Here is a 25,017-nt window from a genome sequence, read left to right on the forward strand (position 1 = left end):
CGGACGGGTTTCTTGGTCTCCATGCCTTCAGCCTTGCGAGACCGCCCCCTCCGGTCGTCGTCCGGCCGGAGACACCCGCCTTACGCCGCGGGGAGTAGCCGAACGGGGACGCAGGCACGAACAGCGGCCGCATGGCTAGGAGTCCCGGCCTGTTGTCGGACCGCGGACGTAGGGTCGGAGGTGTCGCGTGGAGCGCTTGACACCAAAATCGAACATCCATTCTTATGGAGGCTCCGGCGAAGCTCTCCACGGGTGATTCGACACGGTTTTGACAGAGATGTACCCGAGTTATCCACAGGCCGGACGGGCGTCGGGGCGCATTGTCAGTGGCAGGCGTTAGCGTCTTTGACGTGAAGCGATCGACTCAAGCAAATCGGGTGGAACCCATGGCAGGAACCGACCGCGAGAAGGCCCTGGACGCCGCGCTCGCACAGATTGAACGGCAGTTCGGCAAGGGCGCAGTAATGCGCATGGGCGAGCGGCCGAACGAGCCCATCGAGGTCATCCCCACCGGGTCGACCGCACTCGACGTCGCGCTCGGCGTCGGCGGCATTCCCCGCGGCCGAGTGGTGGAGGTGTACGGCCCGGAGTCCTCCGGCAAGACGACCCTGACCCTGCACGCGGTGGCGAATGCGCAGCGGGCCGGAGGCCAGGTGGCCTTCGTGGACGCGGAGCACGCCCTAGACCCCGAGTACGCGCGAAAGCTCGGCGTCGACGTCGACAACCTGATCCTGTCCCAGCCGGACAACGGCGAGCAGGCTCTGGAAATCGTGGACATGCTGGTCCGCTCCGGCGCCCTCGACCTGATCGTCATCGACTCCGTCGCCGCGCTCGTCCCGCGCGCGGAGATCGAGGGCGAGATGGGCGACTCCCACGTGGGTCTGCAGGCCCGTCTGATGAGCCAGGCGCTGCGGAAGATCACCAGTGCGCTCAACCAGTCCAAGACCACGGCGATCTTCATCAACCAGCTCCGCGAGAAGATCGGCGTGATGTTCGGCTCCCCGGAGACCACGACCGGTGGCCGGGCGCTGAAGTTCTACGCCTCGGTGCGCATGGACATCCGCCGCATCGAGACCCTGAAGGACGGCACGGACGCGGTCGGCAACCGCACCCGGGTCAAGGTCGTCAAGAACAAGGTCGCCCCGCCCTTCAAGCAGGCCGAGTTCGACATCCTCTACGGCCAGGGCATCAGTCGCGAGGGCGGTCTGATCGACATGGGCGTGGAGCACGGCTTCGTCCGCAAGGCCGGCGCCTGGTACACGTACGAGGGCGACCAGCTCGGCCAGGGCAAGGAGAACGCGCGCAACTTCCTGAAGGACAACCCCGACCTGGCCAACGAGATCGAGAAGAAGATCAAGGAGAAGCTGGGCGTCGGCGTTCGTCCGGAGGAGCCCACCGCTGAGCCGGGCGCGGACGCTGCCGTCTCCGCCACCGCGGACGAGGCCGCGAAGGTGCCGGCCCCGGCGTCGGCCAAGGCGGCGAAGGCCAAGGCCCCGGCTGCCAAGAGCTGACCCCGTGACACGGCGAACCGACTGGGCCGAGTACGCCGACCAGGGCACTCCGCGTATGCGGGGTGGGGGAGGCGACGGGGGTTCTGCCGGGCTGGGCGGCGATGCGTACGGGGACAATACGGGGCGCGGCACGGACAGGGGACACGGCCGTGCGGAGTCGTACGGCACGGGGGGCTCGTACGGCGACAGCGCATACCGGGACGGCGGGTCGTACGGGGACGACCGGTCGTACGGCGAGGGCGAGTCGTCCGGGGGCGGGGAGTGGCCGGACGATGGCTCGGTGCGTGGCTCCGGCCCGTCCGGCGGTCGCTCGCGCCGTCGTGGCGGTGCGGCCCGTGATGGCGCGGGCGGTTCCCGCGGACGTCGGCAGCGACGCCGCGGCGAGTCGACCGGTGAGGACGGGGGCACCTCCTCCTCGTCGAGGGCCGAGCAGGAGGAGTCCTCAGGGGACCCGGTCGAGCGGGCACGGGCGATCTGCCTGCGCCTGCTCACCGGGACCCCGCGCACGCGCAAGCAACTCGCCGACGCGCTGCACAAGCGGGAGATTCCGGACGAGGCCGCGGAGGAGGTGCTGTCGCGGTTCGAGGAAGTCGGGCTGATCAACGACAGCGCGTTCGCGGACGCCTGGGTAGAGTCCCGGCACCACGGCCGGGGGCTCGCCCGGCGGGCGCTTGCCCAGGAGCTGCGGACCAAGGGCGTCGACTCCACGCTGATCGACGCGGCAGTCTCCCAGCTCGACTCGGAGCAGGAAGAAGCGACCGCGCGCGAACTCGTCGCCCGCAAGCTGCGCTCCACGCGCGGCCTCGACCGCGACAAACGGCTGCGCCGCCTCGCGGGCATGCTCGCCCGCAAGGGCTACTCCGAGGGCATGGCGCTGCGGGTGGTCCGGCAGGCGCTGGAGGAGGAGGGGGAGGACACGGAGTTCCTCGGGGACGAGGGGTTCTGACGGGGCGGGAGCCATCGAGGCGTGGCCGCCGGGACGTGTGCCGCGCTCAGTACGGCGTGACCGTCGAACCCGGCGGCGTTCCCTCCTAGCCAGTGCTTTCGTCGCCCGCATCGAGGCCATGTCGGACGGCGAGTGAGTACCGGCGTCGGCGACGACCGATAGGCCGACCGAGCGCCTATGACGTCACCGGCAGCCCCGCCGCCTTCCATGCTTGGAATCCGCCGACGAGATCGGTGGCCCGTCCCAACCCCAAGCCGTGCAGCGATGCCGCCGCGAGGCTCGAGGCGTACCCCTCGTTGCAGATCACCACGACCCGCACCTCGTGACTCGTGGCCTCGGGCACGCGGTGGCTGCCCTGCGGGTCGAGGCGCCACTCCAGCTCGTTGCGCTCGACGACGAGGGCGCCCGGGATCAGGCCGTCCCGCTCGCGCAGGGCGGCGTATCGGATGTCGACCAGGAGTGCCTCGCCGGCGCGAGCACCGTCGTACGCCTCCTTCGGCTCGATCCGCTCGTAGCCTCCGCGCACCCGCTCCAGCAACTCGTCGATGCCGACGGGCTGATCGCCCGCACCGCCCGCTTGCCCGCGGACCGGACCGTCGCCGCTCACTGCCAGTCCTCCGGGCGCTCGACCTGCTCCAGGCGCAGGACCTGGCCCACGCGGCTGTAGCGGCGGATCTGCGGCAGCGGCGGGTAGTAGGCGTGGACGGAGACCGCGTGCCGGTCGGTGGACTCGTTGAGCACCTCGTGGACGTGATGGCGCCCGAAGGCACGCCCCTTACCGGTCGGCAGCCGCCGCTCGCGGTCCACGCCCTCGGTGAGTTCCAGGGTCTTCCAGCCGTCGGCGGGCAGCCGGGCGGCGAGCGAGTTCTCCTTGAGCTCACCGGCCGCCGTCACGAAGGCGCCGACAGACTCGGCGTGGTCGTGCCAGCCGGTGCCCGTACCGGGCGGCCAGCCGATCAGCCAGGCCTCGCTGCCGCCGGGCCCCTCCAGGCGCACCCAGGTGCGGCCCTCGGGATCGAGCGGGAGTGAGGCGATCAGCTCCGCGTCGGCGGCCGTACGCCGTACGAAGTCGAGGAGGTCCGCCTGCGTCGGAGCCTGGGCGGCTGCGGCGGCAGAGGGAGGGGCAGAAGGGGAGACAGACACGTGGCACCGTCCTGAAGAAGCGTTCGCAGGGGCGCGCGGCAGCACTGGAAGGCGCGCGCGGAAGGAGTGGGATGCGAATTCAGCAGGACGGGCGACACACGCAGCCCGCGTAGCGGACGAGGTCCATATGGACCCTCCGCCACAGGCGCACAAAGGTGTCGGTCACGATCCGGAGTACACCATTGACGGTGTAGAGCGGTCAACTCACCGTCACTATGTGGACCATAGAGTGACGGTGAGTAGGGTCACTTCGAGGCCGAGGCCGAGGCCGAGGCCGACGCAGCCGTGGCCTCCGCCTTCGCCGGTCCCCCCAGCGTCGCCTCCGCCGCCGAGTAGAGGTCGGCCGGTCGCACTCCGCCCAGCGCCGTGACCAGGTGCCCGTCCGGGCGTACCAGCAGCACGGTGTGGGCGGCCGCACCGGGATAGCTCTCGGCGACCAGCAGCTCGGCGTGGTGCGGCAGCGCGGCCACCGCGGCCGCCAGCCGGGGCATGATCCCGGCGGACATCCAGTGCTTGCGGTCCCACACCCCCGTGCCCGGCGCGATCAGCACCACGAGCAGGGCGTCGCGCCCGAGCCGGTCCCGCAGCTGTACGAAGGTGCCGTCCTCCGCGGTGACCCGCACATCGGTGACCGGCTCGCCGGGCGCCGTGTCCACGGGGACCTCGGCTTCGAGGTGCGGGGGAGCGAGCGGGGAGGTGGCGTACGCCCCCGGCGCCCCGAGTGTCCCGCGCCCCAGGTGACCGTCCGTAAGCAGCGCGTCGTGGCCGCGGGCCGAGCCGGGCAGGCGCAGCCCTCCGCCGCCGCGCAGCAGCGGCAGCACCTGGTCGGCGGCACGCAGCCGCCCGGCGACGACCCCGCGCCGCTCCGCCTGATAGCTGTCGAGCAGAGCCTCGTGCGGCCCGTGGTGCCAGGCGAGCGCCAGCTTCCAGGCCAAGTTGTCGGCGTCCCTGAGCCCCTCGTCGAGCCCCTGCGCGCCCAGCGCGCCGAGCAGGTGCGCCGCGTCTCCGGCGAGGAAGACCCGGCGGACCCGCCAGCGGCGGGCCAGCCGGTGGTGGACTGTGTGGACTCCGGTGTCGAGGAGCTCATACGGGGGTGTCGGGCCCCCGGTCCAGCCGGCCAGGGTCTCCCGGATGCGGGCCAGCAGCAGCTCTGGCGTGACGAGATCCTTGCCCGGCGGCAGCAGCCAGTCCAGGCGCCACACGCCGTCCGGGAGGGGGCGGGCGGTCACTTCCCCGGCCGAGGGCCCGGACGTCCGCCATGGCGGCATCCGATGGAGCAACGCTTCGTCCGACCACGGAAGTTCCGTACGCAGCGCGGCCACGGCGTGCCGCTCCACCGCGGTACGGCCCGGGAAACGGATGTCCTGGAGCTTGCGCACGGTGGAGCGCGGGCCGTCGCAGCCGACCAGATAACTGCCGCGCCACCAGGTGCCCTTGGGGCCGCGGGTGTGGGCAGTGACCCCCGAGGCCTCCTGCTCGACGGTGTCGAGGCGACTGTCCACGGCGACCTCGACGAGCGGCTCGGTGGCCAGGGCGGCGCGAAGGGCGCCGGTCAGGACATGCTGGGCGATGTGCAGGGGGGCGGGTTCGTGGTCGCCGAAGGTGACTTCGCGCATCACCTGCTTGCGCCGCATCGACCGCCATCCGGCCCAGTGGGCCCCTTCCCGCGCGAGCGGCTGGCCGGTCAGCCGCTCCATCAGGGCGGCGGTGTCCTCGCGCAGGACCACGGTGCGCGCGGGGCGTGGTTCGTCCTTGCCGGGGCCCTCGTCCAGCACGACGCAGGGCACTTCCTGACGGGCCAACGCCAGGGCGAGCGTGAGCCCGACGGGCCCCGCGCCGACGATGATCACCGGGTCCACGGCGCGGCGCCCCCTGCTCGTGGCGGCGTCCTGACGGACGTATGTGAACAGGAAGTTGGAGCAGGGTGCACGATCACAGAACGTATGCAACCCATTGGCGGGGTTTGCGTCAAGCGACGGAGGCAGTGGCGATCATGCCACTGCCTCCGTGCGGGTCAGACGAGTTGACTGATCATCAGACGCCGCCCAAGCCGCCGCCTGCGCCGGCGCCGGTCCCGTAGGTGCCGCCGATCGCGGCGGGGTTGACTTCCACCGTGTCCTCACCGAGGACCGCGCCCGTGCTCTTCTTGCTGCGCCGCAGCCTGCGCTCCAGCCAGCTCGCGAAGCTGGTGAGGAGGAAGTTGACCACGATGAAGATGACTGCCACGCCGACGAAGCTCTGGATGACGTCGGCATAGTTGGCCGCGAAGGTACTGCGCGCGCTGAGCAGCTCCTCGTAGCCGATCATGACGCCGCCCAGCGCGGTGTCCTTCACGATGACCACCAGCTGGCTGACGATGGCCGGCAGCATGGCCGTCACCGCCTGGGGGAGCAGGATGCTGGTCATCGTCTGGCCCTTGCGCAGGCCGATCGCGTACGCGGCCTCCGTCTGCCCCTTGGGGAGCGCCAGGATGCCGGCCCGGACGATCTCGGCGAGGACCGAGGCGTTGTAGAGCACCAGGCCGGTGACGACCGCGTACAGGGGCCGGTCGTCCGTGGTGACGTTCGTGTAGCGGGAGTAGAACTCGTTCGCGAACAGCATCAGCAGGAGCACCGGGATCGAGCGGAAGAACTCGACCACCACTCCGGCCGGTACCCGCACCCACCGGTGGTCGGACATGCGCGAGATACCGAAGAAGGCGCCCAGCGGCAGGGCGATGATCATGGAGAGCGCGGCGGCCTTCAGGGTGTTGCCGAGGCCGGGCAGGAGATACGTCGTCCATGCCTCGGACGTGGTGTACGGCTGCCACAGGGACCACTTCAGCTGGCCCTTGTCATCCATCGTCCGCCAGATCCACCACGCCAGGAGGGCGAGGAGGGCGACGAAGACCACCGAGAACAGGACGTTGCGCCTCTTGGCCCGGGGGCCGGGGGCGTCGTAGAGGACCGAGGTCATCGCTTCACCGCCAGTCGCTTGGCCAGCCAGCCGAAGATGAGGCCGGTGGGAAGGGTCAGAACCACGAAGCCGAAGGCGAAGACCGCGCCGATGAGCAGCGTCTGAGCCTCGTTCTCGATCATCGTCTTCATCAGAGCGGCGGCCTCGGCCACGCCGATCGCGGCCGCCACGGTGGTGTTCTTGGTCAAGGCGATCAGCACGTTGGCCAGCGGGCCGATGACCGAACGGAACGCCTGCGGCAGCACGATCAGCCGGAGGGTCTGGCCGAAGCTCAGCCCGATGGCGCGGGCCGCCTCGGCCTGCCCCAGCGGCACCGTGTTGATGCCGGACCGCAGCGCCTCACAGACAAAGGCAGAGGTGTAGGCGATGAATCCGAGCACCGCCAGCCTGAAGCCCTGCACCTTGAAGTCGGAAGCGCCCAGCGTCACGCCGAAGATGTCGGCGAGGCCGAGCGAGTTGAAGACGATGATGACCGTCAGGGGGATGTTCCGGACGATGTTGACATAGGCGGTGCCGAACCCGCGCATCAGCGGGACCGGGCTGACCCGCATCCCGGCCAGCAGGGTGCCCCAGACCAGGGAGCCGACGGCGGAGATGGCGGTGAGTTTCACCGTCATCCAGAACGCCCCCAGGACGTCATAACCTTGAAGAAAGTCGAACACGATCTCCCGCGCTTCCGGGTGTGTGGCGTACGAGGAGGGTGTGGCGCGCCGCCGCCGTGATCGCGGCTGGCAGCGGCGCGCCCCTGTGGAACCCTGCGGTGGCTGCGGTTTCCTGGACTACTGGACGATGACGCCGATCTTCGGGGCGGGCTCGTACTTGTACTTGGCCGGGCCGAAGTTCTTATCGACGTCCTTCTTCCAGGTGCCGTCGCTGACCATGCTCTTCAGGGCGTCGTTGATCTTGTTGACGGTCGCGGTGTCACCCTTCTTCACACCGATGCCGTAGTTCTCGTTGCTGAGCTTGAGCCCGAGGAGCTTGAACTGGCCCTTGTACTGGGCCTGCGAGGCGTAGCCAGCGAGGATCGAGTCGTCGGTGGTCAGCGCGTCCACGGCCCCGCTCTGGAGGCTGGAGACGCACTCCGAGTAGCCGCTGTTCTCCTTGAGGTTGACCTTGGGGGCGATCTTCACGATCTTCTGCGCCGAGGTGGAGCCGGTCACGGAGCACAGCTTCTTGCCGTTGAGGTCCGTGCCCTTGGTGATCTTCGAGTCCTGCTTGACCAGCAGGTCCTGGTGGGCCAGGAAGTAGGGGCCGGCGAAGTCGACCTTCTGCTTGCGCTCGTCGGTGATCGAGTACGAGGCCACGATGAACTTGACGTCGCCGCGCTGGAGCGCGTTCTCACGGTCGGCGCTCTTGGTCTCGACGAATTCGATCTGGCTCGGCTTGTAGCCGAGCTTCCCGGCCACGTAGGTCGCCACGTCCACGTCGAAGCCGGAGAAGGAACCGTTCGGCTCCTTCAGGCCGAGGCCCGGCTGGTCGTACTTGATGCCGATCTTGATCTTGCCGCCGCCGCTGCTGGAGGAGCTGCTGTTGTTGTCACTCGACCCGCAAGCCGTGGCACCCACAGCGAGGGCGAGCACGGCGGCCGAAGCGGCGGTGACCTTGCGGAGCTTCATGGTGAACATCCTTTGGCTGGTGAAGAGAGAGGGGCCGGCGATGGCCGGCGGCTGAGCGGGGCGAACCGTCAGTGGTGAAGGATCTTCGACAGGAAGTCCTTCGCCCGGTCGCTGCGCGGATTGCTGAAGAACTGGTCTGGCGCAGCCTCCTCGACGATTCGGCCGTCCGCCATGAACACCACGCGGTTTGCAGCCGATCGTGCGAAGCCCATCTCATGGGTGACGACGATCATGGTCATGCCGTCGCGGGCGAGCTGCTGCATGACCTCGAGGACCTCGTTGATCATCTCCGGGTCGAGAGCCGACGTCGGCTCGTCGAAGAGCATGACCTTCGGGTCCATGGCCAGGGCCCGCGCGATGGCGACGCGCTGCTGCTGGCCGCCGGAGAGCTGTGCGGGGTACTTGTCCGCCTGGGTGGCCACGCCCACCCGGTCGAGCAGGGCCCGGGCCTTCTCCTCGGCCTTCTTCTTGTCGGCCTTGCGGACCTTGATCTGGCCCAGCATCACGTTCTCGAGCACGGTCTTGTGCGCGAAGAGGTTGAAGGACTGGAAGACCATGCCGACGTCGGCGCGCAGCCGGGCCAGCTCCTTGCCCTCCTGGGGCAGCGCCTTGCCGTCGATCGTGATCGAGCCCGAGTCGACTGTTTCCAGGCGGTTGATGGTGCGGCACAGGGTGGACTTACCGGACCCGGAGGGCCCGATGACCACGACGACCTCGCCGCGGGCGATCGTCAGGTCGATGTCCTGGAGTACGTGCAACGCGCCGAAGTGCTTGTTGACGCTCTTCAGGACGACCAGTTCGCCGGTCGCGGCCACATCTTCCTTGGCCACCGATACTTCGGTCATCGCTATCGGGCTCCGTCCTCCTCGGTTTCGGAGGACAGTAGTAACCCCGTTCCACCAGCGTCATTACATCTGAGGGGAATCTGAGCATCACGATCTGATAGCAATCGGACACATGTCGTAGCAGTTGCGCGAGGGCCGGTATCGGCCGGGTAACTAAAGCGGTCCGCAACCGGAACCCGCTTGACGCCGTCGTCGTCCATCAGCGTGACTGCGTTGTGCACGCGCGCGTGCAGGCGTTTTCCATCCAGCTCTATCCATCCTGATCGTACGGCCGATGAACCGAAGGAGGCCCGGATGAGACTGCTCCTCGTCGAGGACGACAACCATGTCGCCGCCGCTCTTTCTGCGGTTCTGGCGCGGCACGGTTTCGACGTCACGCACGCGCGTAGCGGCGAGGAAGCTCTCCAGGCGCTCGTTCCGGAGGGCGACGGCTTCGGCGTCGTCCTGCTCGACCTGGGCCTGCCCGACCAGGACGGATACGAGGTCTGCGGCAAGATCCGCAAGCGCACCAGCACCCCGGTGATCATGGTCACCGCGCGCTCCGACGTCCGCTCCCGCATCCACGGCCTCAACCTCGGCGCCGACGACTACGTGGTGAAGCCGTACGACACCGGGGAACTGCTCGCCCGTATTCACGCCGTCAGCCGGCGCAGCGTCCACGAGGACGCAGGGGCGGGCGGCGACCACGAGCTGCGCCTCGGGTCCATGCTCATCGAACTGCCCACCCGGCAGGTCAGCGTCGACGGTTCGGTTGTCCAACTGACCCGCAAGGAGTTCGACCTGCTCGCCCTCCTTGCGCAGCGCCCCGGCGTCGTCTTCCGCCGGGAGCAGATCATCAGCGAGGTGTGGCGCACCAGCTGGGAGGGGACCGGACGCACCCTGGAGGTGCACGTCGCGTCCCTGCGCGCCAAGCTGCGCATGCCGGCCCTGATCGAGACCGTACGCGGCGTCGGTTACCGGCTTGTCGCCCCGGCCTCGTAGCGTGCACGGGTGCGTACTCGTCTTCTTCCGCTGCTGATCGTCCTGATGGCGGCCGTGCTGCTCGCGCTCGGTATCCCACTCGCCGTGAGCGTGGCCGCCGCTCAGCAGCAGAAGGTCGTCGTCGACCGGATCGACGACACGGCGCGCTTCGCGTCCCTCGCCCAGTTCGTCACCGACGCCTGCAGCTTCACGCGCACCTCCACGGACGAGCGGCTCAAGACTCTGAGCAGTGAACTCGCCAGCTATTACGGCGTCTACGGCATCCGGGCCGGGGTGTTCTGCCGCACCGACATCCCCATGGCCCAGGCGCCGCAGGACTTCTACCTCCCCGACCAGGGCGAGGTGCGCGATGCCTTCGCCGAGGCCCTGCTCAGCCGCCGCAGCCACGACCCCAAGCAGGTGTGGCCCTGGCAGCGCCACCGTCTGGTGGTCGCCTCACCGGTCATCCGGGACGGCGATGTCGTGGCGGTCGTCGTCACCGACTCGCCCACCGGGGCGCTGCGTTCGCGGATCCTGCACGGCTGGCTGGTCATCGGCGTGGGTGAGATCGCCGCGATGCTGCTGGCCGTCGGCGCCGCGCTCCGGCTCACCGGCTGGGTGCTCAGGCCGGTACGGGTGCTGGACGCCACCACGCACGCGATCGCGAGCGGCCGCCTGAAGTCCCGGGTGGCGGCCGCCGGCGGGCCTCCGGAACTCCGGCGCCTGGCCCGCTCGTTCAACGAGATGGCGGACAACGTCGAGGACGTACTGGAGCAGCAGCGCGCCTTCGTCGCCGACGCCTCGCACCAGCTGCGCAACCCCCTTGCGGCGTTGCTGCTGCGCATCGAACTGCTCGCTCTCGAACTGCCGGAGGACAATGAGGAGATCGCATCGGTCCGCACCGAGGGCAAGCGCCTCGCGGAGGTCCTCGACGACCTGCTCGACCTGGCCCTGGCCGAGCACACCGAGGCCGACCTGCGGATCACCGACATCGGCGCGCTGACCGCCGAGCGCGTCGCGGCCTGGACGCCGACCGCCGAGGCCAAGGGCGTACGGCTGGTGGGACATTGCCCGCCGACCACCGCCTGGGCCGACCCGGTCACGCTCTCCAGTGCGCTGGACGCGGTGATCGACAACGCGGTCAAGTTCACGCCGAAGGACGAGTGCGTCGAGGTCACGGTCGCGGCCGACGGTCACACTTCGACCGTCGTGGTCACCGACAACGGCCCTGGCCTGACCGACGAGGAACTCGCCCGCGTCGGCGACCGCTTCTGGCGCAGCAGCCGCCACCAGAACATCAAGGGTTCCGGGCTCGGCCTGTCCATCTCGCGCACGCTGCTGGCAGCGGGCGGGGGTTCCATCTCGTACGGCCGTCACGAGCCGCACGGGCTCACGGTGACGGTGTCCGTGCCGAGGAACAGCCCGGCCGTTTGACCGAGAGGTGGCACCGCTACGGCTTGACCGAGAGCTAGCACCGCTACGGCTTGACCGAGCGGTAGTAGCGCCGGGCGCCCTCGTGCAGGGCCAGCGGGTCGGTGTAGATCGCGGTGCGCAGGTCGACGAGTTGCGCCGAGTGGACCTTCGTACCGATGCCGTCCCGGCTCCTGATCACCGTGCGGGTCAGCCACTCGGTGACCCGCGGGTCCATGTCCTTGCGCGTCATCAGCAGGTTGGACACGGTCAGTGTCGGCACGGCGTGCCCGCCCTGGACGCTGGGGTAGGCCGACTCCGGCATGTTGGTGGCGCGGTAGTAGCGGGTCGCCCGGTTCTGGCCGTGCAGCTTGGCGACGAGGCCGGGCTCGATCGGCACGAACCGGAAGTTGAAGGTGTCGGCGAGCTTCTGCAGCCCCTCCGTGGGCAGGCCGCCCGACCAGAAGAACGCATCGATCTTGCCCTGCTTCAGCCGGTCCGGCCCGGTGTCGATGCCGTCGGCGGAGGGGGTGATGTCCTTCGTCGCGTCGATCCCGGCCGCCTTGAGCACCCGGTCGGCGATCAGCCGCACCCCCGAGCTGGGCGGTCCTATGGCCACCCGCTTGCCCTTGAGGTCCGCGACGGATGTGATGCGCGAGTCGCGCGGGACGACTAGCTGCACATAGTCGTCGTACAGGCGGGCGACACCACGCAGCTTGTCGGCGCCGGGGTTGTGGGCCGCGAGCTCGTACGTCTCCACCGCGTCGGCCGCGGCGATGGTGAAGTCGGCCTGGCCGGTCGCCACCCGCTTGACGTTCTCCTGGGAACCGTCGCTGGTCAGCAGTTTCACCTTGAGGTCCGGCATGTCCCTGTCGAGCGCGGTGCGCAGCAGCTTGCCGTACTGCTGGTACACCCCGGCCGGCGTTCCCGTGCTCAACGTGATCGTTCCGCTCGGAGGGGCCTCGCCCAGGGGCAGCAGCCACCACAGCAGCAACCCGAAGGCGACGAAGCCGGCAGCCGCGCCCTGCAGGGCCCGGCGTCTGCCGATCCGGGGGAACATCTTGGACATGCGAGGGATCCTGCCAGCCGGAACGCGGTGCTGACCAGGGCTGCTGACCCGGCAGGGGTCACAACGGGATCACGACCGGGCGTTGTCAGCGGCGGTCGATACAGTCGCCGTATGAGCTCATCGCCCGCCGACCTGGTTCGCCAATTCCACCTCGCCGTCGGGCTCGACGCCCGCAGTACCCCCACCGAGGTGTCGCCCTCGCTGGCCGCCCATCGCGGAGAACTGCTCGCGGAGGAGGCCGCGGAGGTCGCCGAGGTCTCGGTCACCGGCCCGCTCGACAGACTCGCCCACGAACTGGCCGACGTCGTCTACGTGGCCTACGGCACGGCCCTCGTCCACGGCATCGACCTCGACGCGGTGATCGCCGAGATCCACCGCTCCAACATGACCAAGCTGGGCCCCGACGGCCTGGTCGCCCGCCGCGCCGACGGCAAGGTCCTCAAGGGCGACCACTACGAGGCCCCGGACGTGTCCGCTGTGCTGCGCCGGCAGGGGTGGGCGCCCGACGGTCTGTGAGGTCTTGCGGCAGGGCTGCCTACGGGCCTGCCGGCCGTTTGGCGGTCGGCGGGTGCGCGGCCGGAGGGAGTTCTGGGGCGTGGCCCACAGTCGACCAGGCCCGACGGGTGGTGCGCCTTCAGGTTGGTGACCAGGTCACCGGCGGTCTACTCCAGCCCCAGCATCAACAGCAGCACCGCCGCTGACCGCGCGACCTCGTCGGGGCATGCCGGGCGGCCGTGCGTGATGAGCCGTTCGTGTACCCGGGCGCCGAGCGCGCCCTCGAGCGCTCCTGCCTGGACCGTCTGTACCGGGGCGACGGCCTGCCCGCGCCGCCGGTCACGAGCGCGAGGAGGAGATCCTCAAACGGGTCGCCGAGGGCCACACCTCGAAGGAGATCGGTGAACTGCTCTTCATCAGCGCGAAGACGGTCGAGCGGCACCGCGCGTACCTGCTGCACAAACTGGGCATGCGCGACCGCCTGGAACTCACCCGCTACGCGATCCGCGCGGGTCTGATCGAGCCCTGAGTCCCCGGTTGTCCACAGGGCGACCGGAGACACTTCCGGCACCGCCTACCCTTGTCACATGAGCAGCATCGACCGGAGCCAGGCAGTGGGCGTGAAGACCTACGAAGTCCGCACCTATGGGTGCCAGATGAACGTCCACGATTCCGAGCGATTGTCAGGGCTGCTCGAAGAGGCCGGGTACGTGCGTGCGCCCGAGGGCTCCGACGGCGACGCCGACGTCGTCGTCTTCAACACCTGCGCCGTCCGCGAGAACGCCGACAACCGGCTGTACGGCAACCTCGGCCGCCTGGCGCCGAAGAAGGCCTCGCGGCCCGGGATGCAGATCGCGGTCGGCGGCTGTCTCGCGCAGAAGGACCAGGACACCATCGTGAAGAAGGCGCCCTGGGTGGACGTCGTCTTCGGCACGCACAACATCGGCAAGCTGCCGGTTCTGCTGGAACGCGCGCGCGTGCAGGAAGAGGCCCAGGTCGAGATCGCCGAGTCCCTGGAGGCGTTCCCCTCGACCCTGCCGACGCGCCGCGAGAGCGCGTACGCGGCGTGGGTGTCGATCTCCGTCGGCTGCAACAACACCTGCACCTTCTGCATCGTCCCGGCCCTGCGCGGCAAGGAGAAGGACCGCCGTACCGGCGACATCCTCGCCGAGATCGAGGCCCTGGTCGCCGAGGGCGTCTCCGAGATCACCCTGCTCGGACAGAACGTCAACGCGTACGGCTCCGACATCGGCGACCGCGAGGCCTTCAGCAAGCTGCTGCGCGCCTGCGGAAAGATCGAGGGCCTGGAGCGCGTCCGCTTCACCTCCCCGCACCCCCGCGACTTCACCGACGACGTGATCGCGGCGATGGCGGAGACGCCGAACGTGATGCCGCAGCTGCACATGCCGCTGCAGTCCGGCTCGGACACGGTCCTGAAGGCGATGCGCCGCTCGTACCGGCAGGAGCGCTACCTCGGGATCATCGAGAAGGTGCGGGCTGCCATCCCGCACGCCGCGATCACCACCGACATCATCGTGGGCTTCCCCGGTGAGACCGAGGAGGACTTCGAGCAGACCCTGCACGTGGTCCGTGAGGCGCGGTTCGCACAGGCCTTCACCTTCCAGTACTCCAAGCGCCCCGGCACCCCGGCCGCGACCATGGAGAACCAGATCCCGAAGGAGGTCGTCCAGGCGCGTTACGAGCGTCTCGTCGCCCTCCAGGAGGAGATCTCCTGGGAGGAGAACAAGAAGCAGGTCGGCCGCACCCTGGAGCTGATGGTCGCCGAAGGCGAGGGCCGCAAGGACGGCGCCACCCACCGCCTCTCCGGCCGCGCCCCCGACAACCGCCTGGTCCACTTCACCAAGCCCGAGCAGGAGGTGCGACCCGGCGACGTGGTCACGGTCGAGATAACGTACGCCGCCCCGCACCACCTCCTCGCCGAGGGCGCCGTCCTCGACGTGCGCCGCACGCGCGCGGGGGACGCCTGGGAGAAGCGCAACGCGGCCGAGGCGGCGAAGCCGGCGGGCGTGCTGCTGGGCCTGCCGAAGATCGGCGTGCCCGAGCCGCTGCCGGTCGCGACGGGGAGCGGCTGCGGCTGCGACTGACCGGTCCGCCCGGCGCGGTGTCCGCCGCCAGGCGCCGCGGCTACCCTGCCGATCATGCTTGTCGTCGCCGCAGTCTGCCCCTGCCCTCCGCTGCTCGTGCCCGAGGTCGCCGCTGGTGCCGCCGCCGAGATGGACGTAGCGCGTGCCGCGTGCACGGACGCGCTCGGTGTGCTCGCGGCCGCCCGGCCCGACCGGCTGGTCGTCGTGGGTCCCGCAGATCAGAGCGGCCGAGGCCCGTATCCGGAGGGCGCGCGGGGTTCCTTCCGCGGCTTCGGCGTCGAGGTGGACGTACGGCTCGGCAGGCCCAAGCACGCCGAGGCCGAAGTTTCGGCCCCGGAGGCGTCGGAGCGGTCGCTTCCGCCCTCGCTGGCGGTGGCCGCGTGGCTGCTGCAGCGCACCGGTTGGTCCGACGCCCCGATCGAGGGACTCGGCGTGGGGGAACCTCTGGCGGCCGACCGGTGTATTCAAGTCGGAAGGGAAATCGCCGCTGGGGCCGAGCGGGTGGCGCTGCTGGTCATGGGCGACGCCAGCGCCTGCCGCACGCTCAAGGCCCCCGGTTACCTCGACGAGCGCGCGGCGCCCTTCGACGCGGAGGTCGCGCGTGCGCTGGGAGCGGCGGACGTGGCGGCCCTCAAAGTGCTGGACACAGAGCTGGCGTCCGAGCTGAAGGCATCGGGCCGAGCTCCTTGGCAGGTCCTCGCGGGCGCGGCCGAGGGCTCGGACCTCGCAGGCGCGCTGCTGTACGAGGACGCGCCGTACGGCGTGGGCTACTTGGTCGCGACCTGGTCGTAGCGGCGGGGGCAAACGGCGGACGGCCGGGAGCCCGGGGCCCCGCGGCCGTCCGTCCGTGTGCCGTGCCGTTCAGGAAGCAGGCGGCGTGGAGTCCGGCGGTGCGGTCGTGCCACCGCCTGCACCCGTGTCGTCCTTGTGCGCGAGTCGGTCCATGGCTCCCTTGGCCTTGCCGGTCCCGGTGTGGATCTTTTCGCTGTACTTGCCCTTGGTCTTCTCGTCGACGACCTTCGCGGCCTTGTCGAGACCGTGCGTGATCTTGTCCCCGTGCTGCTGCGCGAGGCCGGAGACCTTGTCCTTGGCCGGGTTGAGCTTGGCCTTGAGGTTGTTCAGGAGACCCATGGTCCACCTTCCGTTGTTCCCGGGCTCGGCATGCCCCTTCGGCCCACTCGCGCCAGGGCGGTTACGTGCGGGCGTCCTCGCCGGCGTCCCTGTCGGCCGCCTCCTCGGCGGACTGCTGCTTGGGGATCTCGACGCCCTCGCCGGAGGCGGACTCGGCGGCCTCCGTCGTCTCCGGCTCGCCCTCGGTCAGCTCCTCGGCCTCGGCCGACCCCTTCGCCTCTGCCGCCTCCTCCGTCGAGGGCTCGGCCGTCGGTGTGTCTGCCTGAGCCTCGGCGGTTGACGCCTCTTCCGTAGCCTTCGACCTCCGAAGAAGTCGTGCGAAAACGCCCATATCCACTCCATACGTTACTCGTGCGGGCGAAATCCCGCGTCGTCCGGTGCGTCCGTTTGCGCCGCCCGGGTCGCCGCCCCCCGAAACCGGCGGCGAGAACCTCGCAACGGGCAACGACCCGGCACCCGTGCCGTCACGTAACTCGTTCGAGGAGTGCCCGCGGGGTTTGCGAGACTGGTGCAGTGAGCACCGCACCCCCCGCCCCCCGAGTCATCGCCGTCGTCGGACCGACCGCGGCCGGAAAGTCCGATCTGGGCGTCTTCCTCGCCCGGCAGCTCGGAGGCGAGGTCGTCAACGCCGACTCCATGCAGCTCTACCGGGGGATGGACATCGGCACCGCCAAACTGACGCCCGAGGAGCGCGGCGGCATCCCGCACCACCTCCTCGACATCTGGGACGTGACGGTCACGGCGTCCGTCGCCGAGTACCAGAAGCTGGCCCGCGCCAAGATCGACGGCCTGCTCGAGGAAGGTCGCTGGCCGATCCTGGTCGGCGGCTCCGGCCTGTACGTCCGCGGGGCCGTCGACAACCTGGAGTTCCCCGGCACCGACCCCGAGGTCAGGGCCCGGCTCGAGGACGAGCTCACGCTGCGCGGCTCCGGCGCGCTGCACGCCAGACTTGCCGCCGCGGACCCCGAGGCGGCGCAGGCGATCCTGCCCAGCAACGGCCGCCGTATCGTCCGGGCCCTCGAAGTGATCGAGATCACCGGTCAGCCCTTCACCGCCAACCTGCCCGGCCATGACTCGGTCTACGACACCGTCCAGATCGGCGTCGACGTGGCCCGCCCCGAACTCGACGAGCGCATCGCCCGCCGGGTGGACCGGATGTGGGACGCCGGGCTTGTGGACGAGGTGCGTGCGCTGGAGGCGCAGGGACTGCGCGAGGGGCGTACGGCAGCCCGCGCGCTCGGCTACCAGCAGGTGCTCGCGGCGCTGGCCGGAGAGTGCACCGACGCGGAGGCGCGGGCCGAGACCGTGCGCGCCACCAAGCGCTTCGCGCGCCGTCAGGATTCCTGGTTCCGGCGCGACCCGCGGGTGCACTGGCTGAGCGGGGCTGCGGCGGATCTCACAGAACTTCCGCACCGAGCACTGGCGTTGGTCGAACGACCGGTTACAGCCTGATCACGTCATGGCATCGGGACGCTCCGGCCGCCGTTCGGGCCTCCGGCGCCGTGCCATCATCGAGCTTCGATCGACCAAGTGGAGTCCTAGTTGGGAGGGCGCGTGGCGATGGAGGCCGGCCCTCGCGACACCGCACAAGGCACCGAGCCCCTCACCGTCGAGAGCGGTGATCCGGAGCAGGACGAGAACCGTCTGAGCCCCGACGGGCCCGACGAGACGCAGGGCGGAGTGACCGCCGACGGCCCCGAGCCGGACGAGATGTTCGCCGGTGGCCCCGAGGTCGAGGTCGAGCTGCGCCCGCAGCGCCGTCTGCGTATCTGGCAGCTCGCCCCCATCGTCGCCCTGGCCGCGGTCGGCTCCCTGATGTTCGCCTTCCCGCTCGCCTTCGACTTCGGCGACAGCGGCGCCGTGATCGCCATGCTGGGCCTGCTGATCTGCTCCTGCGCGGCCGGCTGGGGCATGATGGCCGCCCGCCGGGTGGGTTACACGGGCCCCGGGCTCCCACCGCGGGGTTCCGGCCGTCGACCGGACTGGCGGGTCGTGCTGGCGTACGTCGTGGTGGTCGCAGCGGTTGTCGTGCTCGCCGTGTGGCGCGTGGCAAGGCTCCGCTGAAGCACCCCTGTGAGGGGCACGGGGCTGTGTCGACATGCGGCCCCGCCGCGCGGGCGCGACCAGCCACAACGGACCCGCACCTAACCGCGACCCCGTCCCGGCTCTCCCAGCGGAGCGCTCCCGTACGATCGAGGAATGAGCACGCGGATCGCCTTCCTCAAGGGCCACGGTACGGAGAACGACTTCGTGATCGTGCCGGACCCCGAGAACTCCATCGACCTCCCCCCGGCCGCCGTCGCCGCCCTGTGCGACCGCCGCGCGGGCATCGGCGGTGACGGTCTGCTGCACGTGGTGCGGTCCGCCGCGCACCCCGAGGCTCAGCACATGGCGGCCGAGGCCGAGTGGTTCATGGACTACCGCAACGGCGACGGCTCGATCGCGGAGATGTGCGGCAACGGCGTGCGGGTGTTCGCGCACTACCTCCAGCGCGCCGGGTACGTCGCCGAGGGCGACCTCGCGGTGGCCACACGTGGGGGCGTGAAGAGCGTGCACATCGCGAAGGCTGCATCCAACAGCGGCTCCGCCGCGGGCGACATCACCGTCGGCATGGGCAGGGCGCGTCTCCCCGAAGGGGACGTCACGGTGAGCGTCGGCGAGCGCAGCTGGCCCGCGCGGAACGTGAACATGGGCAACCCGCACGCGGTCGCGTTCGTCGACGACCTCGCACACGCCGGCAACCTGTACTCCCCGCCGCCGTTCAGCCCGGCCTCCGCATACCCGGACGGCGTGAACGTGGAGTTCGTGGTCGACCGCGGCCCCCGGCACGTCGCGCTGCGCGTGCACGAGCGCGGCGCGGGCGAGACCCGCTCGTGCGGCACGGGCGCGTGCGCCGTCGCCGTGGCCGCCGCCCGCCGGGACGGCGTCGACCCGGCCGTCACCGGAAGCCCGGCGACGTACACCGTCGACGTCCCCGGCGGGACCCTGGTCATCACCGAACAGCCCGACGGCGAGATCGAGATGACCGGTCCCGCAGTGATCGTCGCCGAGGGCGAGATCGCACCCGAGTGGCTGGAATCTTTCGTTCGCTGAACAGCGCGGTGACTTGGGATCCGAGGCCTGTGTGCCGAGTGGTGCACAGGAGCATCTCCCGGGCGACGACCGCGCGTTCGAAATCACGGGCGGCTCCCTGTCGCGTGGCGCGAAACCGTAAACCTACAGACCTTCGCTCGAATGGGTGATCCGTTTCACGCTCGGCGAGAGGCGGTCAGCCGCACGTGATGGGCTCGGTAGCATCAAGCACCGGCCCGGACGGGGGACCGTTGCCATCCCCTGAGCCGTGTCCGCCATGGGGCACCCCGTCCGCCGGTCCACGCAGCCGGAGGTGCCCATGAGTGCGGAGGCCACGAATCCCGCGACCCCAGGTTCGGTAACAGGCCCGGCGGCGCGCTGGCGGGCCCGGATCGACCTGCGCCGCCTCGGCCGTGCCGCCCTGCTCGGCCCCGCCACCCGTGACCGGCTGCCCAGCGCCATCAGTCATGTCGTCGACGCTCACCGCGCCCATTACCCCAGCGCCGACCTCGAACCCCTGCGCCGCGCCTACGTGCTGGCCGAGTCCTCGCACCGCGGTCAGATGCGCAAGAGCGGCGAGCCGTACATCACGCACCCGCTCGCGGTGACGCTGATCCTCGCAGAACTCGGCGCGGAGACCACGACTTTGACGGCCTCTCTGCTCCACGACACCGTCGAGGACACGGACGTGACCCTCGATCAGGTCGGCGAGGAGTTCGGCTCGGAGGTCCGCTATCTCGTCGACGGCGTCACCAAGTTGGAGAAGGTCGACTACGGCGCCGCCGCAGAGCCCGAGACCTTCCGCAAGATGCTCGTCGCGACCGGCAGCGACGTCCGCGTGATGTCGATCAAACTCGCCGACCGGCTGCACAACATGCGCACCCTCGGCGTCATGCGCCCCGAGAAACAGGCACGCATCGCCAAGGTCACCCGCGACGTCCTGATCCCGCTCGCCGAGCGGCTCGGCGTCCAAGCGCTGAAGACCGAGCTGGAGGACCTGGTCTTCGCGATCCTCCACCCCGAAGAGTACGAGCACACACGCGAGTTGATCGTCGACAACGCCTCCCGCGCCGACGACCCGCTCGCCGAGATCGCCGACGAGGTACGAGGCGTGCTGCGCGACGCCGACATCCCGGCCGAAGTCGTCATCCGGCCGCGGCACTTCGTCTCCGTCCACCGCGTCGCCCGCAAGCGCGGCCAGCTGCGCGGCTGCGACTTCGGCCGCCTGCTGGTGCTGGTGAACGAGGACGCGGACTGCTACGGCGTCCTCGGTGAACTGCACACCTGTATGACGCCCGTGGTCTCGGAGTTCAAGGACTTCATCGCCGTCCCCAAGTTCAACCTCTACCAGTCCCTGCACACCGCGGTCGCGCGCGCGGACGGCCAGGTCGCCGAAGTCCTCATCCGCACCCACCAGATGCACAAGGCCGCCGAGGCCGGCGTCGTCGCGCTCGGCAACCCCTATGCTCCGCCTCCCGAGGAGCATGCTCCGGCCGACGGCGAGCGCGTCGACCCCACCCGCCCGGGTTGGCTCTCCCGCCTCCTCGACTGGCAGGAGGCCGCGCCCGACCCGGACACGTTCTGGTCCACCCTCCGCGAGGACCTCGCCCAGGACCGTGAGATCACCGTCTTCCGTCCCGACGGCGGCACGCTCGGTCTGCCCGAGGGCGCCACGTGTGTGGACGCCGCGTACGCCCAGTACGGCGAGGACGCGCACGCGTGCATCGGCGCCCGCGTCAACGGCCGCCTGGCGACGCTGAGCACGGTCCTGCGGGACGGTGACACCGTCCAGCTCCTCATGGGCCAGGACCCGGCCTCCGAGCCCTCCAGGGAGTGGCTGGAGCACGCACACACGCCTGCTGCCCGTATCGCCATCCAGCGATGGCTGGCGGCCCATCCGACGCACGAGGAGGCGCAGGAGGCAGCGCAGGAGACCGACGGGGAGCCCTCGGCCGTTCTCCGGCCCGTCGCGGAGGGACCGACCTCACGTCCCACCACCGCCGACATCACGGTCGACCAGCCCGGCGCGACCGTACGCCTCGCCGGCTGCTGCACGCCCGTACCGCCCGACGAGGTGACCGGCTTCGCCGTACGGGGCGGTGTGGTAACCGTCCACCGCGTCGAGTGCGCCGCCGTGGAGCGCATGAAGAGCGGGGGGCGCGCGGAGGTCGATGTGCGCTGGGGGGACACCACCGAGTGCCGGGTCACGCTGCTCGCCGAATCGTTCGTCCGCCCCCATCTGCTGGCGGACCTGACGGAGGCCATGGCCCTCGAAGGCGCCGAGATCGTGTCCGCGACGGTCGAACCCCCGACCCAGCAACGCGTCCGTCACACGTACACCCTCCAACTCCCGGACGCGGCCCACCTGCCCGCGCTGATGCGGGCGATGCGCAATGTGCCGGGGGTCTACGACGTGAGCCGGGCGCAGACGCCTGGGGTGTGAGCGCCGGACCGCGCGCCCCACGGCGCCAGACCCGCACACGTGCACCCGACTTACCCATTCGGGTGGGCCGAACGCGAGTCGTCGCCGTCCGGCACGCGCGCGCTGATAGCCGTGATCCATGCTGCTCACCCCGCGCTCCCAGGCCCCACGACCCCACGGCCCGCGTCCCGGCATCGCGGCTCGGTTCCGCCGCCCTCCCGGCCGCCTGAAGGCGACCGCACTGCTCGCCTCCGCCGTCTCGGTCTGCCTCCTGGCCGCGAGCTCGCCCCCGGCCCCCCTGGGCATCGGCGACCGCCTCTACCCGGACCTCGGCAACCCCGGATACGACGTGCAGTCGTACAACCTCTCGTTCACCTATCCCGGCACCAACAGCAAACCCCTCCAGGCCGTCACCACGATCAACGCGTCGACGACCACGGACCTGGCCCGGCTGAACCTCGACTTCGCACATGGCAAGGTCGAATCGGTCCAGGTCAACGGTGAGCCGGCCACGTTCACCAGCGCGGGTGACGACCTCGTTGTCACGCCCGCCAGGCCACTGCCCCGGGGCACCTGGACGCGGATCACCGTCCGGCACAGCAGCGACCCCCAGGCCGCCAAGGACCAGGACGGCGGCTGGGTACGCACCGAGGACGGGCTCGCCATGGCCAACCAGGCCGATGCCGCACACCTGGTGTTCCCGTGCAGCGACCACCCCTCCGACAAAGCGCTGTTCACCATCCGGATCACCGCCCCCAACGACTACACAGCCGTGGCCAACGGCCTGCCGACCGGCGTGGAGCGCGGCGCCAAGACGACCACATGGACGTATCGCACCCGGCACCCCATGGCCACCGAGCTCACCCAGGTGTCCATCGGCCGCTCCACCGTCCTGCACCGCACCGGGCCGCACCACCTGCCCGTACGCGACGTCGTGCCCACCAAGGACGTCAAAGAGCTCGAACCGTGGCTCGCCAAGACCCCCGACCAGATCGCCTGGATGGAGAGCAAGGTCGGCCACTACCCCTTCGAGACGTACGGCCTGCTCATGGCAGAGGCGTCCACCGGCTTCGAACTCGAGACACAGACGCTCTCTCTCTTCGAGAAAGAGCTCTTCACCGGCCACACCTACCCCAAGTGGTACGTCGAGTCGATCATGGTGCACGAGCTGTCCCACCAGTGGTTCGGTGACAGCGTCAGCCCGCAGACCTGGTCCGACCTGTGGCTCAACGAAGGGCACGCCACCTGGTACGAGGCGCTGTACGCGGAGGAGGTGGGACACAAGCCCATGGAGACACGCATGAAGGCCGCGTACGCCGCCTCCGACGGCTGGCGTGCCGCGGGTGGGCCGCCGGCCGCGCCCAAGGCGCCCGACCCCGGTCAGAAGATCAGCATCTTCCGCCCGAACGTCTACGACGGCGCCGCACTCGCGCTCTATGCCCTGCGCCAGGAGATCGGCCGCCCCGCATTCGAGCGCCTGGAACGGTCCTGGGTGAACCTCCACCGTGACGGTACCGCCACCACCGCCGACTTCGAACGACTCGCCTCCCGGATCTCCGGACGAGACCTGAGCGGCTTCTTCGAAGGCTGGTTGTACGGCAAGAAGACCCCGCCGATGCCCGGCCACCCGGACTGGAAGCCGGCGGCACCCGGCGCGAAGGCTGCGAAATCCGCGAAATAAGGCGATGACCGGACGGGCCGTGCCGTGCGACCATCTTCGGGTCGGCGCGGCACGGGTCGCGGGAATCTCCCGGGGTACTCGTACGTTCTGCACAGTGACCGCTGTCGCGATCGCCGTACCGGAATCCCCATCGACGTAAGGACCCAATGACCTCCTCTTCATCCCCTTCCCAGGACACTGAGCGCTTCGCGCACACCTACCCCGAGCGGCTTCGGGCCGATGCCCTGATGGAAGAGGACGTCGCCTGGAGCCACGAGATCGACGGAGAGCGGGACGGCGACCAGTTCGACCGCTCCGAGCGTGCGGCTCTGCGCCGTGTGGCGGGCCTCTCCACCGAGCTCGAGGACGTCACCGAGGTCGAGTACCGCCAGCTCCGCCTGGAGCGTGTCGTGCTCGTCGGCGTCTGGACCACGGGGACCGCGCAGGACTCGGAGAACTCCCTCGCGGAGCTCGCCGCCCTCGCGGAGACGGCCGGCGCGCTCGTGCTCGACGGCGTGATCCAGCGCCGCGACAAGCCCGACGCGGCCACCTACATCGGCTCCGGCAAGGCCTACGAGCTGCGGGACATCGTTCTCGAAACGGGCGCGGACACCGTCATCTGCGACGGTGAGCTCAGCCCGGGCCAGCTCATCCACCTCGAGGACGTCGTCAAGGTCAAGGTCATCGACCGTACGGCCCTGATCCTCGACATTTTCGCCCAGCACGCCAAGTCCCGAGAGGGCAAGGCGCAGGTCGCACTCGCGCAGATGCAGTACATGCTGCCGAGGCTGCGCGGCTGGGGTCAGTCGCTGTCCCGGCAGATGGGCGGCGGCAAGGGCGGCGGCCTCGCCACCCGTGGTCCGGGTGAGACCAAGATCGAGACGGACCGGCGTCGGATCCGCGAGAAGATGGCGAAGATGCGCCGGGAGATCGCGGAGATGAAGACCGGCCGCGAGATCAAGCGCCAGGAGCGCAAGCGCAACAAGGTGCCGTCCGTGGCCATCGCGGGCTACACCAACGCCGGCAAGTCCTCGCTGCTCAACCGCCTCACGGGCGCGGGTGTCCTGGTCGAGAACGCCCTGTTCGCGACCCTGGACCCGACCGTCCGCCGGGCGGAGACCCCGAGCGGCCGCCTGTACACGCTGGCCGACACCGTCGGCTTCGTACGGCACCTGCCGCACCATCTGGTCGAGGCGTTCCGCTCCACCATGGAGGAGGTCGGCGAGTCCGACCTGATCCTGCACGTGGTCGACGGCTCGCACCCGGCGCCGGAGGAGCAGCTGGCCGCCGTGCGCGAGGTGATCAGGGACGTCGGTGCCACCGACGTACCCGAGATCGTCGTGATCAACAAGGCAGACGCGGCCGACCCGCTGACTCTCCAGCGGCTCATGCGGATCGAGAAGCGCTCCATCGCCGTCTCGGCCCGCACCGGCAAGGGCATCCAGGAGCTGCTCGCGCTCATCGACAACGAGCTGCCCAGGCCGTCCGTCGAGATCGAGGCGCTGGTGCCGTACACCCACGGCAAGCTGGTCGCCCGCGCGCACGACGAGGGCGAGGTGATCTCCGAGGAGCACACCCCGGAGGGCACGCTGCTCAAGGTGCGGGTGCACGAGGAACTGGCGGCGGACCTCGCGCCGTATGTGCCGGCCCCGGCCGTCTGAGCCGCGGGCCGCATTA

24 protein-coding genes and 1 pseudogene are annotated in these 25,017 nt (G+C 70.1%); 14 read left to right on the plus strand and 11 right to left on the minus strand.

What is annotated here, in order from left to right:
- Nucleotides 1-386 precede the first annotated feature (386 nt).
- Nucleotides 387-1,511 carry a recombinase RecA gene (recA, locus tag EDD92_RS34270; protein WP_123967878.1) on the plus strand — a complete coding sequence of 375 codons (1,125 nt, stop codon included), beginning with the start codon at nt 387-389 and terminating at the stop codon, nt 1,509-1,511.
- A 4-nt stretch (nt 1,512-1,515) separates the two neighbouring features.
- The gene (gene recX, locus EDD92_RS34275) at nt 1,516-2,457 is read left to right on the plus strand and encodes a recombination regulator RecX (RefSeq protein WP_123967879.1); all 942 of its coding nucleotides are present in this window, start codon (nt 1,516-1,518) and stop codon (nt 2,455-2,457) included.
- A gap of 175 nt (nt 2,458-2,632) precedes the next feature.
- Here recX and EDD92_RS34280 read toward each other — a convergent pair whose 3' ends face one another.
- The 8 genes from EDD92_RS34280 to EDD92_RS34310 form a co-directional block, all read right to left on the minus strand.
- Nucleotides 2,633-3,064, minus strand: coding sequence for a rhodanese-like domain-containing protein (locus tag EDD92_RS34280; RefSeq protein ID WP_123967880.1), 432 nt, complete (start codon nt 3,062-3,064; stop codon nt 2,633-2,635).
- A complete protein-coding gene (locus EDD92_RS34285; RefSeq protein WP_123967881.1) occupies nt 3,061-3,600 on the minus strand; it encodes a cysteine dioxygenase in 540 nt (179 codons plus the stop codon). Before EDD92_RS34285 ends, EDD92_RS34280 begins: the two co-directional genes overlap by 4 nt.
- A gap of 79 nt (nt 3,601-3,679) precedes the next feature.
- Complete coding sequence (locus tag EDD92_RS52485) at nt 3,680-3,727, minus strand: hypothetical protein (RefSeq protein ID WP_309506048.1); 48 nt, start codon at nt 3,725-3,727, stop codon at nt 3,680-3,682.
- Between the two features lie 118 nt (nt 3,728-3,845).
- Nucleotides 3,846-5,459 (minus strand): FAD-dependent monooxygenase, encoded by a 1,614-nt coding sequence (locus EDD92_RS34290; protein ID WP_123967882.1) that lies wholly within the window; start codon nt 5,457-5,459, stop codon nt 3,846-3,848.
- 175 nt (nt 5,460-5,634) lie between these two features.
- On the minus strand, nt 5,635-6,555 hold the full coding sequence (locus EDD92_RS34295) for an amino acid ABC transporter permease (protein WP_123967883.1): 921 nt from the start codon (nt 6,553-6,555) through the stop codon (nt 5,635-5,637).
- Nucleotides 6,552-7,217 carry an amino acid ABC transporter permease gene (locus EDD92_RS34300; protein WP_123967884.1) on the minus strand — a complete coding sequence of 222 codons (666 nt, stop codon included), beginning with the start codon at nt 7,215-7,217 and terminating at the stop codon, nt 6,552-6,554. The genes EDD92_RS34295 and EDD92_RS34300 overlap by 4 nt, the downstream gene beginning before the upstream one ends.
- A 117-nt stretch (nt 7,218-7,334) precedes the next feature.
- On the minus strand, nt 7,335-8,171 hold the full coding sequence (locus EDD92_RS34305; RefSeq protein ID WP_123967885.1) for a glutamate ABC transporter substrate-binding protein: 837 nt from the start codon (nt 8,169-8,171) through the stop codon (nt 7,335-7,337).
- A 68-nt stretch (nt 8,172-8,239) separates the two neighbouring features.
- Nucleotides 8,240-9,016, minus strand: coding sequence for an amino acid ABC transporter ATP-binding protein (locus EDD92_RS34310; RefSeq protein WP_030947272.1), 777 nt, complete (start codon nt 9,014-9,016; stop codon nt 8,240-8,242).
- A gap of 294 nt (nt 9,017-9,310) precedes the next feature.
- Here EDD92_RS34310 and EDD92_RS34315 point away from each other — a divergent pair, with 294 nt between their 5' ends.
- Nucleotides 9,311-9,997, plus strand: coding sequence for a response regulator transcription factor (locus EDD92_RS34315; RefSeq protein WP_123967886.1), 687 nt, complete (start codon nt 9,311-9,313; stop codon nt 9,995-9,997).
- A gap of 9 nt (nt 9,998-10,006) precedes the next feature.
- Nucleotides 10,007-11,410, plus strand: a complete 1,404-nt coding sequence (locus EDD92_RS34320; RefSeq protein WP_123967887.1) for a HAMP domain-containing sensor histidine kinase — start codon at nt 10,007-10,009, stop codon at nt 11,408-11,410.
- 43 nt (nt 11,411-11,453) lie between these two features.
- On the opposite strand, the gene EDD92_RS34325 is transcribed toward EDD92_RS34320, so the two are convergent.
- Nucleotides 11,454-12,455 carry a TAXI family TRAP transporter solute-binding subunit gene (locus EDD92_RS34325; RefSeq protein WP_123967888.1) on the minus strand — a complete coding sequence of 334 codons (1,002 nt, stop codon included), beginning with the start codon at nt 12,453-12,455 and terminating at the stop codon, nt 11,454-11,456.
- Nucleotides 12,456-12,566: 111 nt separating this feature from the next.
- Between EDD92_RS34325 and EDD92_RS34330 the strand changes: the two genes are divergently transcribed.
- From EDD92_RS34330 to EDD92_RS34345, 4 genes and pseudogenes are all read left to right on the plus strand, one after another.
- A complete protein-coding gene (locus EDD92_RS34330) occupies nt 12,567-12,971 on the plus strand; it encodes a MazG nucleotide pyrophosphohydrolase domain-containing protein (RefSeq protein WP_123967889.1) in 405 nt (134 codons plus the stop codon).
- A gap of 188 nt (nt 12,972-13,159) precedes the next feature.
- A pseudogene (locus tag EDD92_RS34335) lies at nt 13,160-13,479 on the plus strand (response regulator transcription factor); the annotation flags it as partial.
- Between the two features lie 58 nt (nt 13,480-13,537).
- Nucleotides 13,538-15,055: a tRNA (N6-isopentenyl adenosine(37)-C2)-methylthiotransferase MiaB gene (miaB, locus tag EDD92_RS34340; RefSeq protein WP_123967890.1), complete on the plus strand. Its 1,518-nt coding sequence runs from the start codon at nt 13,538-13,540 to the stop codon at nt 15,053-15,055.
- 54 nt (nt 15,056-15,109) lie between these two features.
- Complete coding sequence (locus tag EDD92_RS34345; RefSeq protein ID WP_123967891.1) at nt 15,110-15,847, plus strand: class III extradiol dioxygenase subunit B-like domain-containing protein; 738 nt, start codon at nt 15,110-15,112, stop codon at nt 15,845-15,847.
- Nucleotides 15,848-15,916: 69 nt separating this feature from the next.
- Here EDD92_RS34345 and EDD92_RS34350 read toward each other — a convergent pair whose 3' ends face one another.
- Both EDD92_RS34350 and EDD92_RS34355 read right to left on the minus strand, forming a co-directional pair.
- Nucleotides 15,917-16,186 (minus strand): antitoxin, encoded by a 270-nt coding sequence (locus EDD92_RS34350; protein WP_123967892.1) that lies wholly within the window; start codon nt 16,184-16,186, stop codon nt 15,917-15,919.
- A gap of 61 nt (nt 16,187-16,247) precedes the next feature.
- Entirely contained in the window at nt 16,248-16,517 is a 270-nt protein-coding gene (locus EDD92_RS34355) for a hypothetical protein (protein WP_123967893.1), read from the minus strand.
- Between the two features lie 182 nt (nt 16,518-16,699).
- Between EDD92_RS34355 and miaA the strand changes: the two genes are divergently transcribed.
- The 6 genes from miaA to hflX all read left to right on the plus strand — a co-directional run bounded on the left by miaA (nt 16,700) and on the right by hflX (nt 25,001).
- The gene (miaA, locus tag EDD92_RS34360) at nt 16,700-17,638 is read left to right on the plus strand and encodes a tRNA (adenosine(37)-N6)-dimethylallyltransferase MiaA (protein WP_123967894.1); all 939 of its coding nucleotides are present in this window, start codon (nt 16,700-16,702) and stop codon (nt 17,636-17,638) included.
- Between the two features lie 108 nt (nt 17,639-17,746).
- Entirely contained in the window at nt 17,747-18,250 is a 504-nt protein-coding gene (locus EDD92_RS34365; protein WP_123970671.1) for a hypothetical protein, read from the plus strand.
- Between the two features lie 135 nt (nt 18,251-18,385).
- Complete coding sequence (dapF, locus tag EDD92_RS34370; RefSeq protein ID WP_123967895.1) at nt 18,386-19,279, plus strand: diaminopimelate epimerase; 894 nt, start codon at nt 18,386-18,388, stop codon at nt 19,277-19,279.
- 298 nt (nt 19,280-19,577) lie between these two features.
- Nucleotides 19,578-21,701, plus strand: coding sequence for a bifunctional (p)ppGpp synthetase/guanosine-3',5'-bis(diphosphate) 3'-pyrophosphohydrolase (locus tag EDD92_RS34375; RefSeq protein WP_123967896.1), 2,124 nt, complete (start codon nt 19,578-19,580; stop codon nt 21,699-21,701).
- Nucleotides 21,702-21,819: 118 nt separating this feature from the next.
- A complete protein-coding gene (locus EDD92_RS34380; protein WP_123967897.1) occupies nt 21,820-23,361 on the plus strand; it encodes a M1 family metallopeptidase in 1,542 nt (513 codons plus the stop codon).
- Between the two features lie 146 nt (nt 23,362-23,507).
- Entirely contained in the window at nt 23,508-25,001 is a 1,494-nt protein-coding gene (hflX, locus tag EDD92_RS34385; RefSeq protein WP_123967898.1) for a GTPase HflX, read from the plus strand.
- The last annotated feature ends 16 nt before the right edge of the window (nt 25,002-25,017 follow it).

The organism is Streptomyces sp. TLI_185, assembly GCF_003814765.1.
In the GTDB taxonomy this organism is placed as follows: Bacteria; Actinomycetota; Actinomycetes; order Streptomycetales; family Streptomycetaceae; genus Streptomyces.